The organism is Nonomuraea sp. NPDC004702, from assembly GCF_053601695.1.
Window position 1 is genome coordinate 20,658 of record NZ_JBSGCE010000026.1, and the last position, 14,114, is coordinate 34,771.

Annotated in this window: 16 protein-coding genes; 7 read left to right on the forward strand and 9 right to left on the reverse strand. The window is 72.4% G+C overall.

Annotation, left to right across the window (positions count from 1 at the left end; translation table 11 throughout):
• Positions 1–168 precede the first annotated feature (168 nt).
• Entirely contained in the window at positions 169–3,174 is a 3,006-nt protein-coding gene (locus ACWEJ6_RS28730) for a M4 family metallopeptidase (protein ID WP_452427694.1), read from the forward strand.
• Positions 3,175–3,388: 214 nt separating this feature from the next.
• Positions 3,389–3,874: a DUF4232 domain-containing protein gene (locus ACWEJ6_RS28735; protein WP_452427696.1), complete on the forward strand. Its 486-nt coding sequence runs from the start codon at positions 3,389–3,391 to the stop codon at positions 3,872–3,874.
• An 18-nt stretch (positions 3,875–3,892) separates the two neighbouring features.
• Here ACWEJ6_RS28735 and ACWEJ6_RS28740 read toward each other — a convergent pair whose 3' ends face one another.
• Genes ACWEJ6_RS28740 through ACWEJ6_RS28750 form a run of 3 tightly spaced genes read right to left on the reverse strand, consistent with a single transcriptional unit; the run spans position 3,893 to position 5,008 of the window.
• The gene (locus ACWEJ6_RS28740) at positions 3,893–4,015 is read right to left on the reverse strand and encodes a hypothetical protein (RefSeq protein WP_358299463.1); all 123 of its coding nucleotides are present in this window, start codon (positions 4,013–4,015) and stop codon (positions 3,893–3,895) included.
• A gap of 51 nt (positions 4,016–4,066) precedes the next feature.
• Positions 4,067–4,639: a dienelactone hydrolase family protein gene (locus ACWEJ6_RS28745; RefSeq protein WP_358299460.1), complete on the reverse strand. Its 573-nt coding sequence runs from the start codon at positions 4,637–4,639 to the stop codon at positions 4,067–4,069.
• A gap of 51 nt (positions 4,640–4,690) precedes the next feature.
• Positions 4,691–5,008, reverse strand: coding sequence for a helix-turn-helix transcriptional regulator (locus ACWEJ6_RS28750; protein ID WP_452427699.1), 318 nt, complete (start codon positions 5,006–5,008; stop codon positions 4,691–4,693).
• A 228-nt stretch (positions 5,009–5,236) separates the two neighbouring features.
• Here ACWEJ6_RS28750 and ACWEJ6_RS28755 point away from each other — a divergent pair, with 228 nt between their 5' ends.
• From ACWEJ6_RS28755 to ACWEJ6_RS28765, 3 genes are all read left to right on the forward strand, one after another.
• Positions 5,237–5,620, forward strand: a complete 384-nt coding sequence (locus ACWEJ6_RS28755; RefSeq protein WP_387674124.1) for an STAS domain-containing protein — start codon at positions 5,237–5,239, stop codon at positions 5,618–5,620.
• On the forward strand, positions 5,620–6,015 hold the full coding sequence (locus ACWEJ6_RS28760) for an STAS domain-containing protein (RefSeq protein ID WP_452427701.1): 396 nt from the start codon (positions 5,620–5,622) through the stop codon (positions 6,013–6,015). Before ACWEJ6_RS28755 ends, ACWEJ6_RS28760 begins: the two co-directional genes overlap by 1 nt.
• 225 nt (positions 6,016–6,240) lie before the next feature.
• Positions 6,241–7,425 carry an alpha/beta hydrolase family protein gene (locus ACWEJ6_RS28765; protein ID WP_452427703.1) on the forward strand — a complete coding sequence of 395 codons (1,185 nt, stop codon included), beginning with the start codon at positions 6,241–6,243 and terminating at the stop codon, positions 7,423–7,425.
• 103 nt (positions 7,426–7,528) lie between these two features.
• Here the strand turns inward: ACWEJ6_RS28765 and ACWEJ6_RS28770 are convergent, their stop codons facing one another.
• From ACWEJ6_RS28770 to ACWEJ6_RS28780, 3 genes are read right to left on the reverse strand one after another with little or no spacing between them, the layout of a single operon-like run.
• Positions 7,529–8,095: a YciI family protein gene (locus ACWEJ6_RS28770; RefSeq protein ID WP_452427705.1), complete on the reverse strand. Its 567-nt coding sequence runs from the start codon at positions 8,093–8,095 to the stop codon at positions 7,529–7,531.
• Between the two features lie 41 nt (positions 8,096–8,136).
• On the reverse strand, positions 8,137–9,309 hold the full coding sequence (locus ACWEJ6_RS28775; RefSeq protein ID WP_452427707.1) for a macrolide family glycosyltransferase: 1,173 nt from the start codon (positions 9,307–9,309) through the stop codon (positions 8,137–8,139).
• A gap of 54 nt (positions 9,310–9,363) precedes the next feature.
• The gene (locus ACWEJ6_RS28780) at positions 9,364–10,020 is read right to left on the reverse strand and encodes a CatB-related O-acetyltransferase (protein ID WP_387674139.1); all 657 of its coding nucleotides are present in this window, start codon (positions 10,018–10,020) and stop codon (positions 9,364–9,366) included.
• 55 nt (positions 10,021–10,075) lie between these two features.
• On the opposite strand from ACWEJ6_RS28780, the gene ACWEJ6_RS28785 reads away from it, so the two are divergent.
• Entirely contained in the window at positions 10,076–10,732 is a 657-nt protein-coding gene (locus tag ACWEJ6_RS28785; RefSeq protein WP_452427709.1) for a TetR/AcrR family transcriptional regulator, read from the forward strand.
• Positions 10,733–10,746: 14 nt separating this feature from the next.
• Here the strand turns inward: ACWEJ6_RS28785 and ACWEJ6_RS28790 are convergent, their stop codons facing one another.
• Both ACWEJ6_RS28790 and ACWEJ6_RS28795 read right to left on the reverse strand, forming a co-directional pair.
• Positions 10,747–11,373, reverse strand: a complete 627-nt coding sequence (locus ACWEJ6_RS28790) for an NAD(P)-dependent oxidoreductase (RefSeq protein ID WP_452427711.1) — start codon at positions 11,371–11,373, stop codon at positions 10,747–10,749.
• Positions 11,374–11,412: 39 nt separating this feature from the next.
• Complete coding sequence (locus ACWEJ6_RS28795) at positions 11,413–11,868, reverse strand: SgcJ/EcaC family oxidoreductase (RefSeq protein ID WP_452427713.1); 456 nt, start codon at positions 11,866–11,868, stop codon at positions 11,413–11,415.
• A 180-nt stretch (positions 11,869–12,048) separates the two neighbouring features.
• Between ACWEJ6_RS28795 and ACWEJ6_RS28800 the strand changes: the two genes are divergently transcribed.
• Complete coding sequence (locus ACWEJ6_RS28800) at positions 12,049–12,474, forward strand: MerR family transcriptional regulator (protein WP_358299351.1); 426 nt, start codon at positions 12,049–12,051, stop codon at positions 12,472–12,474.
• Between the two features lie 98 nt (positions 12,475–12,572).
• Here the strand turns inward: ACWEJ6_RS28800 and ACWEJ6_RS28805 are convergent, their stop codons facing one another.
• On the reverse strand, positions 12,573–14,009 hold the full coding sequence (locus tag ACWEJ6_RS28805) for an MFS transporter (protein ID WP_452427715.1): 1,437 nt from the start codon (positions 14,007–14,009) through the stop codon (positions 12,573–12,575).
• Between the last annotated feature and the right edge of the window lie 105 nt (positions 14,010–14,114).

A 14,114-nucleotide genomic window follows, 5' to 3' on the forward strand; every position in this document is an offset into this window, starting at 1 on the left:
CAAGGATTTGCGGAGCCGGATCTGCCGGTTCCCCCGGCATACCGTGGCGTTATGGAAATTTGTGAGCTGTTCGCCTGACCACCCTGGGTGACAACTTTAATCAAGCCCCAGCCAAAGGGCTCCTTCGATCCCCACACCCCCGGGGACATGTGAGAGGAGTCACCCAGAGTGAACAGCACGTTCAAGTCGGGCACGATCGCCGTTTTGGCGGCGGCGGCCCTTACCGCCTCGATGACAGGCGCCGCCGGCGCCACCTCGAAGGCGCACTTATCCACCGCGGCGACCACCGTCGCCAGGACCGACCCCCCGGCGTTCGCGCCGGCGGACGCCAAATCGCGCGACCGCGCGAAAGTGAACGCCGACGCGGCACTCGCCGCCGGAGCCGAACGCCTGCACAAGGGCTCCGGCGACGCCTTCACTCTCTCGTCCAACGTCGCCGGAACCTACGGCCTGCAATATCTGACCTACGAACGCACGTACAAGGGCCTGCCCGTCTACGGCGGCGAGGTCGTCGTGGGCACCGACCGGGCCGGCCAGGTGATCCAGCAGGTGGTCACCGGCCAGACCGCGAAGATCAAGGTCGGCACCGAGCCCTCCGTCCCGGCCAGGCAGGCGGCGGCCACCGCCAGAGCCCTCCTGCCGCAGGTGGACGAGGTGACCACGGCGAAGCTGGTCGTGCACGCCACCAGCGCCACCCCCAAGCTGGCCTGGCGGGTCCAGGTCACCGGGCGGACGGCCACCGGCAGGCCCAGCATCCTCGACGTGTTCGTGGACGCGCGCTCCGGCTCGCTGATCGACAAGTTCGACAAGGTGCACGAGGGCACCGGCCGCGGCTTCTACGACGGCACGGTGACGATCGACACCAGCGGCTCCGCCGGCTCGTACCGGATGGTGGACACCACCAGGCCGGGCCTCCAGTGCGGCGGCCAGAACGGGTCGGCCTACACCAAGAGCAGCGACTCGTGGGGCAACGGCTCGGGCACCGACCTGGAGACGGCCTGCGTGGACGCGCTGTACGCCGCCCAGATGGAATGGAACATGCTGCGCGACTGGCTGGGCCGCAACGGCCACAGCGGGACGGGCCGCTCGTTCCCCATCCGGGTCGGGCTGAACGACGTCAACGCGTTCTGGAACGGCTCGTACACCACCTTCGGCCACAACCAGGCCGGCAACCAGCAGGCCACCCCGATGGACGTCGTCGGCCACGAGTTCGGCCACTCCGTCTTCACCAACACCCCCGGCGGCGACAACGGCAACAACGAGGTCGGCGGCCTGAACGAGTCCACGGGCGACATCTTCGGCGCGCTGACCGAGGCCTACGCCAACAACCCGAACGACCCGCCGGACTACCAGGTGGGCGAAGAGGTCAACCTCGTCGGGAACGGCCCGATCCGGTACATGTACAACCCGTCCCAGGTCGGCGACCCCAACTGCTACAGCACCGCGATCCCCACCACCGAGGTGCACGCGGCGGCCGGGCCCCAGAACCACTGGTTCTACCTGCTGGCCGAGGGCAACAACCCCGGCGGCGGCAAGCCCTCCAGCCCGATCTGCTCCGGCGGACCGTCCTCGGTGACCGGCATCGGCATCCAGAAGGCCGGCAAGATCTTCATGGGCACGCTGCAGGCCAAGACGCAGCCGTGGACCCACGCCAAGGCGCGGGTGGCCTCGCTCAACGCCGCCAAGGCGCTGTTCCCGAACAGCTGCGTGGAGTTCAACGCGGTCAAGTCGGCCTGGGACGCCGTGAGCGTCCGGGGCACCAGCGACCCGACCTGCGTGGCCAACCCGGACACCTTCTCGCTGCAGGTCAGCCCAGGTTCGGGCGCGGCCGACCCGGGCGGCTCGGCCACCACGACCCTGAGCACGGTGACGACCGGCGGCAACGCCCAGCAGATCCAGCTCAGGACCGGCACCCTCCCGGCGGGCGTGACCGCCCAGTTCAACCCGGCCACCATCCAGTCGGGCCAGTCGTCCACGCTGACCCTGAACGTGGCGGCGAACGCGGCCCCCGGGACGTACACCGTCCAGGTGACCGCGCAGGGCACGGCCCAGACGCAGACGCAGAACTACACCCTGACCGTCAACCGGCCGATCCCCGACCAGTTCTCGCTGACGCTGAGCCCCACGTCGGGGTCCGTGGACGCGGGCGGCAGCACCGCCTCGACGCTGACCACCACGACCACGAGCGGCAACGCCCAGCAGATCCAGCTCAGGACGGGCACGCTCCCGGCGGGCGTGACCGCCCAGTTCAACCCGGCCACCATCCAGTCGGGCCAGTCGTCGGCGCTGACGCTCGCGACGGCGTCCTCCGTGCCGGCCGGGACGTACACCGTCCAGGTGATCGCCCAGGGCACGGCCCAGACGCAGACGCAGAACTACACCCTGACCGTCTCCCGGCCCGGTGACCCGGACGCGTTCTCCGTCCGGCTCGACCCGGAGGCGGGCACCGCGACGGCCGGCGGCACCGTGGCCACCACGGTGAACACGGCGACGACCGGCGGGCAGCCCCAGCAGGTCACGCTGTCGGCGGCCAAGCTGCCGAGCGGCGTCACCGTGGCCTTCGACCCGGCCACGATCCAGTCGGGCCAGTCGTCCAGGCTGACCTTCACGGTGGCCTCGACGGCGAAGAACGGCACGTACCCGATCACGGTGACGGCCACCGGCACGGCCCAGACGCAGACGGCGAGCTACGCGCTCACGGTCACCGGCGGCACGCCGGCGGGCGACTTCACCGTCGCCGCCGACCCGTCCTCGGCCACCGTCACGGCGGGCGCGACGGCGACCACCACGCTGAGCACGCAGGTCACCACCGGCCGGCCGATCCCGCTCACGCTGGCGGCCGACGGCGTGCCGCCGGGCGCGACCGTGACCTTCAGCCCGTCCTCCATCAACTCGGGCGAGTCGTCCACGGTGACGGTGACCACGTCGTCCAGCACGCCGGCGCAGACGTACACGATCACCCTCAACGCGAACGGCTCCGCCAGCCACGGCACGTCGTTCTCGCTGACGGTGAACGGTGGCGGCACCGGTGACACCTGGCAGGAATGGCACGCCTACAACGCCGGCGACGAGGTCACCTACCAGGGTGTCCGCTACCGCTGCGTGATCGCCCACACCTCGCAGCCGGACTGGACGCCCGACGTCGTACCGGCTCTGTGGCAGCGGATCGGATGACGGTCCGCCCGGTGCCCCACGTACCCGGGGGGTGACTGAGGGCCGGAGCGGAGGGGGTCCCACCGGACCCCCTCCGTTCTGGTTTTCCGGACGCTCCGGCACGGGCTGTGGTTCGGCGCCGCCTTCCTCGCCTCCGCCGTCGTGTCGGCGCTGCTTCCCGGACGAGTTGACGTCCGGCCATAACTTTCACCGCGTTCCCTGCGTCAAAAACCACATGAGACGCCTCACCACCGCCACGCTCGTGGCCGGGCTGCTGCTGGCGGGCGGGGCCGCGCCGGCGCTGGCCGGCGAGTCCGCCCCCGTCCGCCGCTGCTCGGCCGCCCAGCTCCAGGTGCGCCTGGGCACGATCGACGCCGGCGCGGGCAACAGGAACGCGCCGCTGGTGTTCACCAACAGCTCACGGACCGCCTGCACCCTGTACGGGCACCCCGGCCTGATCATGATCGACAAGCAGGGCGACACCCTGCGCACCCGCGTCCGCCGCACCGCCGGCCCCAAGCACCGGGTGACGGTCAAGCCGGGCGGCAGCGCCCGCACCACCCTGCACTGGACGGTCGTCGAGACCGGCGCCGAGACCGCCTGCCCGAGCCCGGCCCGCCTGCTGGTCATCCCGCCGGACGAGCACTCGTACCTGAACGTGCCCTTCGACGCCGGCCAGGTGTGCGACGGCGGACGCCTCGACGTCACCCCGCTGGCCTGACGTCCATACGGGGGCCGGTCAGCGCAGCAGCCAGTTGACGACGACCGTGAGCACGGCCGACAGCAGCAGCGAGATGAGGATCATCGCCAGGCAGCCCGGCCAGCCGCCCAGCGGTCGCACTTCCCAGTTCCCGAACCTCATCCCCGGCCCCTACCCGGAGCGGCCGGGGATGTACCCGGGCCGGGGCGGAGGTCAGAGCCCGGCGACGAAGTCGAGGGCGACCGCCCAGGCGCGTTCGGCGGCCGGGGCGTCGTAGTCGGGCAGGCCGGGGTCGGTGAACAGGTGGCCGACCCCCGGGTAGCGGAAGACCTCGACGTCGGCCCGCGCCCGGCGCATCCGGAGGTACCAGGCGTTGAGCCAGTCGACCGGCTCGTAGAAGTCGGGGTCGGCGACGTGCAGCTGCACCGGCAGGTCGTCGGCGACGGCGCCCTCGGCCATGTCGGAGGTGCCGTGCATGAGCAGCAGCCCCTGGGAACGCTCGTCGCCCAGCGCGAGGTTCTGGGCGATGGCCGCGCCGAGGGAGAAGCCGGCGTAGACCAGGCCGTCGCCGGACAGCGGGGCCGCCGCCGTGATGGCCCGCTTCAGCAGCTCCTCGCTGCCGATCTCCTCCTTGATCGCGATGCCCTCCTCGGGCGTGTCGACGACGCGGCCGTCATAGAGGTCGGGGACGTGCACCTCGTGCCCCGCCCCCCGGAGCCTGTCGGCGGCCTGGTGGACAGCGGGCCGCAGGCCGTACATCGAGTGCAGGAGGAGAATCCGCGCCATACGCGCAGCTTAGCGGCCCTGGACGGGTGCGCCCGGCCCGGCGGCGGCGGGTCAGCCGTCCTCGGCGGGCAGGTCGTGGGCGGTGAACATGTCGATCAGCAGGCGGACGGGCAGCCCCGCCTCGGTCGGGTAGCGGAACTGCCGGTCGAGGTCGAGACTGTAGCGGTTGCGGCGGCCGATCCGCTCGCGGGTCAGGTAGCCGGCCTGGTAGAGGTCGGAGACGATGTTCTGCACGGTGCGTTCGGTGACGCCGATGCGGGCGGCGATGTCGCGCAGCCGCGCGTCGGGGTCGCGGGCGATCTCCACCAGCACGCGGGCGTGATGGGTCAGGAACGTCCACGTCGCCGGATGGTCTTCAGGGTCGGGCACAGCCTCTGACGCTTTCTACCTGGACGTCCCGGATCCGCGGGGCGGACGAAAATGCTTACCTGAAGATCCTATGACGAAAGCTCTTTCCTGCAACCCTCTTCGCCCCTAACCTTGGGGCGTGGGGTGGCCCCGACGCCGCCCCTACCGGCCAGGCCCACTTGGGGAACAAAAGATGTCCGTATCCCAGACGTACCTCGCCGTCGCGCCGAGCGCCGCCATCGGGCCGCCATGTCCGTGCTCAGCATGAGCTGCCGGCCGGTTCCGGCCGGCGCGCTGGTCACGGTTTCCGGTGAGCTCGACGCCACCAACGCCGATCGCCTGGAGTCCGCCATCCGCGACGCCCACCGCCCCGGCCGGTCCCTGATCCTCGACCTGGGCGAGCTGACCTTCATGGACAGCAGCGGCCTGCACGTGCTGCTGCGGGCGCACGACGACGTCCACGACACGGGCGGGAGCCTGCGCCTGGCCGCCGTGCGGGACATCCCGGCCCGCATCCTGCAGATCACCGGGGTGTGGGACACGCTGCACATCCACGCCTGCGTGGAGGAGGCCGTCGGCGCGGCCGCGGACGCCCTGCTCGATCGGCTGCCGGATGATGTGGAGCGGTTGTGATGCACCTCGCCAGCAGCTACCTGCCCGGGATCACCGTGATCACGGTGGCCGGCGAGGTCGACGCCACCGCCTCCGGTCACCTGGAGACCTACCTCGACCAGGTGCGCCGCAGCCTGGACGAGCACCTGATCATCGACGCGCACCGGCTGACGTTCCTCGACAGCTCCGGCCTGTCCGTCCTGCTCGCCGCCGCCACGCTGGCCCGCGCGCACGGCGTCGACGTGCACCTGGCCGGTCTCCAGCCCACGGTGTCCCGGCTGCTGGAGATCACCGGCACCGTCGAGCTCGTGACGATCCACGACCGCGTCTCCCAGGCCGTCACCGCGGTGGAGGCGCTCCGGGGCGCGGGGCCCGGCGAGCCGGATGAGCCCGCCGAGCCTTCCGAGGCCGTCTGACCGTCGCACGGCCGCCGGTCGTCATCGACGGCCGCCGAAGACGGGTGCCGCCCCACCACCTGCTCGACGAATTCGCCGTCGCTAGCAGGAAGTGCACTCGGTGTCCAGGCCCAGCCGGCCGTGCCCTCCCCTCCAGGTGGACGGCGGCTTCGTTCATGCGCATGAGTGCCGAAATCATCTCCGGTACGGAGTTTTTGCGCGCTGCGTCTCCCTAGCGTGGCGGTCATGAATCACGCACTTCTCCGACGGGGTCTGGCCGCCGCGGTGACGGTCGGCCTCCTGCTCACCGGACCCGCCGTACAGGCCAGGTCGAAGCCCGTCACCGTGACCCTGCCGCAGCCGACGGGCCCACGCGAGATCGGCACTGTCACACTGCACCTGCGTGACGGTTCCAGGGCCGACCCGTGGATCAAGGCCCATGACCGGCGTGAGCTGATGGTCAGCCTGTGGTACCCCACGCGCCGCCCGGACGGCCACCCCGCCGCGCCCTGGCTGCCGCCTCGCGCCGCCGAGGCCTTCTACCGCAGCAACGGCCTGTCGCCCGCGGCTGTCGGCCTGCCCCTGACCCATGGCCGCGAAGGGGCCCGCGTGGCCGGCCGGGGGCTGCCCGTCGTCCTGTTCTCGCCCGGCAACGGCGCCGACCGTTCCATGAACACCACCACGGTCGAGGAACTGGCCAGCTGGGGCTACATGGTGGTCACCATCGACCATCCGGGCGACGCCGGCGAGGTGGAGTTCCCCGACGGCACGGTGACCGGCCGCGTGCTGAAGCCGGTCCCGGTGAGCCGGCTGGCGGAGAAGGCAGAAGAGATCAAGGTGCGGGTGGCTGACGCGCGCTTCGTGCTGGACCGGCTCAAGGAGCTGAACAAGGGACAGAACCCCGACGCTGAACGCCGGACGCTGCCGGAGGGGCTGCGTGGCGCGTTCGACCTGGGCAGGGTCGGGATGTTCGGCCATTCCGCCGGAGGAGCGACGGCCGCCGCGACGATGCTGGCGGACCGGCGGATCAAGGCGGTGCTGAACCTGGACGGACCCGCCCTCGGCAAGGTGGCCGCCAAGGGGCTGGCCAAGCCGTACATGCTCATGGAGGCCGAGATCTTCGACAAGCCCATCCGCGGGCAGAAGGCCTTCTGGTCCCGGCTGAAGGGCTGGCGGCTGCACGTGCGGACCAACGGCGCCAAGCACAATTCCTATACCGACCTGCCGGTGGTGTACGAACAGGCGGCCGCGGTGATGGGCCTGTCGAAGGAGCAGTTGCGAGCGGTGAACGGGACGCTTTCTGCGGCGCGTTCCGTGGCCGTCACCCGCGCCTACACCAGGGCCTTCTTCGATCTGCATCTTCGACGCGAAGGCACCCTGCTCGGCAAGCCGTCCTCACGGTTCCCCGAGGTGCAGGTGATCGCCCGCTGAGTTCCCCGCACCACCACCGCCGGCGCCCCGAGGCGACACCAGCGGCAGCGCGGGGAGGCCGGCAGGCCGGACGGCCGCCCGCCCGACTGCCGGCCGCCGGTCGTCATCGACGGCCGCCGAACCCCCAGTCGTGCACCTCGATCCCGGCGTAGCGGTCGGCGGTGAGGATCGCGCGGGCCGCGTCCGCGTCCGGCGCGCGGACCAGCAGCGCGGTGCCGACCCAGGTGGCGCCGTCGTCGGACAGCAGCGGCCCGTACGCGATCAGCTCGTCGCCGTCGGCCGGCGGGACGAGGTCGGCGGGCTGCCCGGAGCCGAGGCCCAGCACCAGGTACCGGTTGCCGCCCTGCCGGCCGCCGGGGAACTCCCACATGGTGCGCCCCAGCACGTTGCGCCAGCGGCGGAGCAGCACGTCGCGGTAGACCCCGGCCTGGTAGTTGGGCTCGTCGAAGGCGAACGCCCGCGCGGCGGCGGGGTCGGGCAGATCGACGATGTGCACGCTGCCGGTGGCCGCGTCGGTGTCGCGGTCGAAGGTCGGGCCGCGGGCGATCAGCTCCGCTTCGTACCGGTCCATGTAGGACCAGTGCGCCTCCCTCAACTCCCCGCGCAGGGGGCCCGATCCGGGACGGTCACGGTGGTAGCAGAAGAACTCCATGCCGAGAGTACCTACCACGTGATCTTCACCCGGTCACCATCGCCGCCCGGCCCGACGGCTCAGCCGAGCATCTGCTCGACGAGGTCGGCGGCGCGGGTGGTGCCGCCCTCGGCCCGCGCCTCGGCCTGCAGGCGCGTCAGGCGGCGGGCCACCTCGGGGTCGCCGGTCAGCTCGGCCAGCGCGGCGCGCAGGACCTCGGCCGTGGCGTCGGCGGTGTCGATGCGGCGGGCCACGCCCAGCTCCACGAGCCGGTCGGCGTTGGCAAACTGCTCGGCGCCCTGCGGGACGGCGATCATCGGCACGCCCGCCAGCAGCCCTTCGCAGCAGCCGCCCATGCCCGCGTGGGTGACGAACGCGTCGGCCTGGTCGAGGATCGCCCGCTGCGGCACCCACGGGTGCACCTCGACGTTGGACGGGATCTCGCCCAGCTCCCCCACGTCGGTGTACTTGCCGATCTGCAGCACGACGTGCCAGCCGGGCAGGTCGCCGAAGGCCGCCAGGCACCGGCGGTAGAACTCCGGCTGACGGGTGTAGGCCGACCCCAGGGAGATCAGCAGCACGTTCGCGGCGTCGCCCGGACGGGTCCAGCCGCCCTGCCCGCGCAGGTCGTGGCAGGGGCCGACGAAGGTCACGGTGGCGGAGTCGACCTGGTCGGCGTGCGGCTGCATGGCCCGCGGGATCAGGGCCAGCGCGCGAGGCGGATGGCCGGAGAAGGCGTCGACGTCGGTGGTGGTGGCGCCGGCCCCGGCGAGCCAGCCGGCGAACCTGGCCCGGTAGGCGTCGGCCCCCGGCAGCCGCCACAGCTGCGCCGCCACCTCCTCCTGGTAGCCCTTCCAGGCCACGAACGTCGGCGACAGCTGGAGCAGGGGCCGGCCCTGCGCCTCGGCCAGGGCCCGCGCGGCGTAGGCGCCGATGTCGTACAGGTAGAGGTCGGCGGGGTCGTCGTCGTAGGCGGCGCGCAGCTGCGGGAGCGCCTGGACGGCGTCGTCCAGGAAGAGGCTCATCGCCGCGATGGGGTCGTCGGGCCAGTCGTTGTCGGCGACCGGCAGCGTCGAGGTGCACGGGACCAGCTCGGCGCCGGTGCCCGTGACCAGGTCGGCGACCGCCGGGTCGTTGGCGTACGTCACCCGGTGGCCGCGGGCCACCAGCTCGCGGACGATCTCCAGGCTGGGCAGGACGTGGCTGACGGCGGGGATGCCGACCATGGCGATGTGGGCGCGACGGCGAGACATGGGCGAATCACTCATTTCGGGTTCTGCGCGGCGGGACGGGTGCTGGACGACGGGTCAGGCGCGACGCGCGCCCGGCGCGGCGGCCTCCAGGTCGGCCACGCTGCCCGACATGATCGTGCGCACGTGCTCGGTGATGTGCTCGGCGGGCCAGTCCCACCAGGCCACCGCGAGCAGGCGGGCGACGTCGTCGGCCGGGTAGCGGGTGCGGATGAGGCGGGCCGGGTTGCCGCCGACGATCCCGTAGTCGGGCACGTCGGAGGTGACCACGGACCCGGCGCCGATGATCGCGCCGTGCCCGATGCGCACGCCGGGCAGCACCGTCGCGCCGTGGCCGAACCAGACGTCGTTGCCGACGACGGTGTCACCGCGGTTGGGCAGGCCGGTGAGCAGGTCGAAGTGGTCGGACCACGAGCCGCCCATGGTGGGGAAGGGGAAGGTCGAGGGGCCGTCCATGCGGTGGTTGGCGCCGTTCATGATGAACCGCACGCCGGTGCCCAGGGCGCAGAACCGGCCGATGACCAGCTTCTCCGGGCCGTAGTGGTAGAGCACGTTGCGGGTCTCGAACGCGGTCGGGTCGTCGGGGTCGTCGTAGTAGGAGAACTCCCCCACCTCGATCAGCGGAGACTTGACCAGCGGCCGCAGCAGCACCACCCGTGGCTGGGCGGGCATCGGGTGCAGGACGGTGGGGTCGGCGGGGACGCGGGCGTTCATGGATCTCTACCTTCCGCCACTGCTAATGCGACAACCTGTACATTAAGATGGTGGCATGTCGACGTCCGCCTCGCAAACGGGTAAGGGAACGACGACGTCCGAGAGCCCGTCGTCCGGGCCGCGCCGCCGTCCGGGGGGCCGTACCGGTCGCATCCGCGCGCAGGTTCTCGACGCGGTCCGCGCCGAGCTCGTGGAACGCGGCTTCGACGGGCTGACCCTCGACGCCGTCGCGGCCCGCGCGGGCGTGCACCGCGCGACGGTCTACCGGCGCTGGCGGGACGTCGGCGGCCTGCTCGCCGACGTCCTGGAGGCGACCGGCGACGACGACTGGCAGCCCCGGGACACCGGCTCCCTGCTGGGTGACCTGACGGCGCTCAACCACGAGAACCAGGCGGCCATGACCGCGCAGCCGTCGATCGCCGCGGCCCTGATCGCCGCCTCGTTCCGCTCGGAGGAGGCCGCTCGCGGCGTGCGGCGGCTCTGGCAGGACCGGTACACCCGCTGCGAGGTCATCGTCAGGCGGGCGGTCGCGCGGGGCGAGCTGCCGGCCGGCACCGACGCGCGGCGGCTGCTCGTTGCCGCCACCGCGCCGCTCTACCACCACCTGGTGCTGCTCCGCACGTCCCCCGACCCGGACCTGCCGGAGCAGGCGGCGCGGACGGCCGTGCTCGCCGCCACGGCCGGCGCCTTCGCCCCTCCGCCGGGGCGGTGAGGACGAGATCGCGGTCAGGAGGAGACGGCGACGGGCAGGCGGTAGGTCCGCGGGTCGTCGAGGTGTCCGACGATGAAGGCGGCCAGGTCGGCGCGGGACGTACGGGCGCCCAGGCGTTCGGTCGCGCCGATCGAGACGCGGGGGCGGCCGGTGCCGGGCCGGTCGGTCAGGCCGGTGGGGCGGACGGCCGTCCAGTTCAGCCGCGTCCCGGCGAGCGCCTGTTCCATGCGCGCCATGTCGGCGTACGGATGGCGCATGACGTGGTGCAGGACGCGGCCGAGCAGGCGGGTGACGGGCCCCGCGCCGGGCGGGACGGCCAGCCCGGCCGAGGAGATCACGACGAGCCGGGCGGACGGCGGCAGCGCCGCGACGATCGCCGCGGTCCCCTGCGAGTAGACCGTGGTGGGGCCGCGGCCGGACGGGCCGAGGGCGGAGATCACGGTGTCGTGGCCGGTCAGCGCGTCACGAAGGCTGATGGGGTCGGTCACGTCGGCGGCGCGGCGGACGAGCCGCGGATGGTCGAGGTCGAGGCCGCCGGGGCGGCGGGCGACGGCGGTGACGGCGTGTCCGGCCGCGAGGGCGCGTTCGACGACGAGGCGTCCGGTGCGGCCCGTGGCGGCGACGACGGCGAGGGAGGTCATGAGCGGGCGATCTTCCGTGGCGAGGGTGGCGCGATGGCTTCAGACGTGGGCGGCGGGCTTGCTGGCGGGCTGGAACCTGAAGGAGATGGCCTCCATGAGGGCCTGGTGCTTGGTGTTCTGGAAGGCGGCGATCTTCCAGTCGCCGTCCGCCTGCCGGACCATCGTGTAGGTCTGGATCTTGTGCAGCTTGCCGGGCTTGCCCTTGTAGGTGTCGCCGCGGGTGATGACGAGGGCGGTGTCGGGGCCGGCGAGACGGATGCCGACGGTCTCACTGGCCAGCCTGGTGCCCTTGACGAAGCTGTCGAACAGCGCCTGGTGGGCGTCGCCGATCTCGCGGGCGCCGGTGTAGAGGGTGCCGACGTAGGTGATGTAGGTGGCGTCCTCGGTGAACAGGTCGCCGTACGCGCCGCCGTCGGCCCGGTTCCAGGCGTCGGCGAGACGGTCGAGCACGGAGGTGATGGCGGCGGCGTCGGCGGCGGTGAGGGTGTTGCTCATGGTCGTTGCCCTTCCTCAGGTGACTTCGCGGAAGCATTTGCTTCTTTGAAGATTTATCTTCTCTGAAGAAGAGATTAGGAGAGGGGTCGGCCCCTGTCAACACGGGGCGCCGCCGATCGCCGCCGCACCGCCTGCCGGGGCCTGATCCAGGACGGCGGGCTCACGTATGCTTGCGGTCCCATGAGTGAGCAGTTGACGATCGGCGAGCTGGCCGAACGCACCGGGGTCGCCACCTCCGCGCTGCGCTACTGGGAGGAGCTCGGGCTGATCCCGGAGCCCGAGCGCGTCTCGGGGCAGCGGCGGTATCCGCCGTCGGCGGCCGAGCTGGTCGCGGTGATCCTGCTGCTGCGCGAGGTCGGCCTCACGTTGCGCGAGATCAGGACGTTCATCGCGGCCCGGTCCCAGCCGGGCGACGGGTGGCGGGAGCTGTACGGGCGCAAACTCGCCGAGCTGGACGAGCGCATCGCCCGCGCCCAGGTGGCGCGCACCGCCATCGCGCACGGCATGGCCTGCCCGCACGAGAACGTCTTCGAGTGCCCCGCCTTCACCGGAGCGGTCAGGGCGCGGCTGGCGGGGGCGTCCCTGGAAGAGGCGCACCAGCACTGAACGGCGGCCCCGCGGGCGCGGACGCCTCGGCCGCCGCATGCACCGAAGGGGTGCTCGCGGCGGCCGAGGCCCGTGTCAGGGGGTAAGGGGGCGGACCGTCAGGGGGTCGGGTCAGGCGTGCGGCGGGGCAGGGTGAGGGTGACCAGGAGGCCGGCGATCATCACCGCCGCGGTGAGCAGGACGACCAGGAACTCGCCGTCCGCCGTGGCGGCGCGCAGGGCCTGGCCGGTCCGGCCCGCGGTGCCGAGGTCAGCGATGACGGTGAAGACGGCCAGGCCGATGGCGTTGCCGATGTTGAGGGCGGTGGAGGCGATGCCGTTGGCGACGCCCTGTTCGTGGGCGGGGGTGCCGGTGGCGGCGGCGATCCACATGGCGGTCCAGACGACGCCCTGACCCAGGCCGGAGACGACGAGACCGGGGATCAGCAGGCCGTACCCGGCGTCGGCGTCGAAGCCGAGGGCCAGGACGGCGGTCCCGGCGACGCCGACGGCGAAGCCGATCAGCAGCGTGGCCCGGGTGCCGATCCGGGTGGCCAGGCGTTCGCCGCCCTGGGTGCCGGCGGCGATGGCCAGCGACGGGACGAGGAAGGCCAGCCCGCTCTGCAAGGCGCTGTAGCCGTGGACGCTCTGCAGCAGCACAGTGAGGAAGTACGGCAGGACGCCGAACGTGGCCATGTAGACGAAGGTGACCAGCATGCCGACGGTCAGGCTGCGGTTGCGGAACAGCCGGAACGGCATGAGCGGATCCGCGCTGCGGGCCTCGACCAGCGCGAAGATCACCAGCAGCACGGCGGCCACCGCGAAGGCGCCCGCGACCAGGGGGCTGCCCCAGCCCAGCTCGGGCCCCTCGACCAGGGCGAAGACCAGCAGCGTGGACCCGCCGGTGACGGTGAGCGCCCCCGGCATGTCGAACCTGCGCCGTTCCCGCCTGGCCGGGTCACGCGGGACGACGGCCAGGGCGGCCAGCGCGACCAGCCCGGCCAAGGGGACGTTGACGAAGAAGACGGCGGGCCAGCCGAAGTTCTCGGTGAGGACGCCGCCGAGCAGCGCGCCGATCGTCAGCCCGCTGGCGCCCGCGCCGCCCCAGACGGCCAGCGCCCGGTTGCGCTGCCGCCCCTCGGCGAACAGGCTGTTGAGCAGCGCCAGCGTCGAGGGCAGCAGCAGCGCCCCGCCGACGCCCTGCACCGCGCGGGCGACGATGATGACGACGGGGCCTGTGGCCAGCCCGCCCGCGAGCGAGGACAGCGCGTAGAGGGCCAGGGCGAGCACGAAGACGCGGCGGCGGCCGAGCAGGTCGGCCGCCCGTCCGCCGAACAGCAGGAAGCCGCCGGCGAACACGACGTACGCGCTGACCACGAGCTGCTGGGTCTGGCCGGGGAAGCCCAGGTCGGCGCCGATCCGCGGGAGCGCGACGAAGACGATGTTGAGGTCGAGCGCGTAGATGAGCTGGGCCAGGGCGAGCAGCGCCAGGGTCCAGCCGAGCCGGGGCTTGACGCCGTCCGCGACGGACGCGGGCAGCGTGGATGGTGTGGACATGGAACGCCCTTCGGAGGGAGCCGGTGAGCGGGCACGCGGAAGCCCGCCGCACGAAACGATCGTACGATGATTTACGTACGGTCGTACTATGCCAGACCGGGGAGG

Coding starts and splice junctions, on each gene's coding strand:
- ACWEJ6_RS28755 (WP_387674124.1), top strand. CDS start 5,237: ATGTCCGTGCTCAGCATGAGCTGCCGGCCGGTTCCGGCCGGCGCGCTG.
- ACWEJ6_RS28745 (WP_358299460.1), bottom strand. CDS start 4,639: ATGGCGCGGATTCTCCTCCTGCACTCGATGTACGGCCTGCGGCCCGCT.
- ACWEJ6_RS28785 (WP_452427709.1), top strand. CDS start 10,076: ATGTCGACGTCCGCCTCGCAAACGGGTAAGGGAACGACGACGTCCGAG.
- ACWEJ6_RS28790 (WP_452427711.1), bottom strand. CDS start 11,373: ATGACCTCCCTCGCCGTCGTCGCCGCCACGGGCCGCACCGGACGCCTC.
- ACWEJ6_RS28775 (WP_452427707.1), bottom strand. CDS start 9,309: ATGTCTCGCCGTCGCGCCCACATCGCCATGGTCGGCATCCCCGCCGTC.
- ACWEJ6_RS28765 (WP_452427703.1), top strand. CDS start 6,241: ATGAATCACGCACTTCTCCGACGGGGTCTGGCCGCCGCGGTGACGGTC.
- ACWEJ6_RS28780 (WP_387674139.1), bottom strand. CDS start 10,020: ATGAACGCCCGCGTCCCCGCCGACCCCACCGTCCTGCACCCGATGCCC.
- ACWEJ6_RS28800 (WP_358299351.1), top strand. CDS start 12,049: ATGAGTGAGCAGTTGACGATCGGCGAGCTGGCCGAACGCACCGGGGTC.
- ACWEJ6_RS28760 (WP_452427701.1), top strand. CDS start 5,620: ATGCACCTCGCCAGCAGCTACCTGCCCGGGATCACCGTGATCACGGTG.
- ACWEJ6_RS28805 (WP_452427715.1), bottom strand. CDS start 14,009: ATGTCCACACCATCCACGCTGCCCGCGTCCGTCGCGGACGGCGTCAAG.
- ACWEJ6_RS28795 (WP_452427713.1), bottom strand. CDS start 11,868: ATGAGCAACACCCTCACCGCCGCCGACGCCGCCGCCATCACCTCCGTG.
- ACWEJ6_RS28740 (WP_358299463.1), bottom strand. CDS start 4,015: ATGAGGTTCGGGAACTGGGAAGTGCGACCGCTGGGCGGCTGGCCGGGC.
- ACWEJ6_RS28735 (WP_452427696.1), top strand. CDS start 3,389: ATGAGACGCCTCACCACCGCCACGCTCGTGGCCGGGCTGCTGCTGGCG.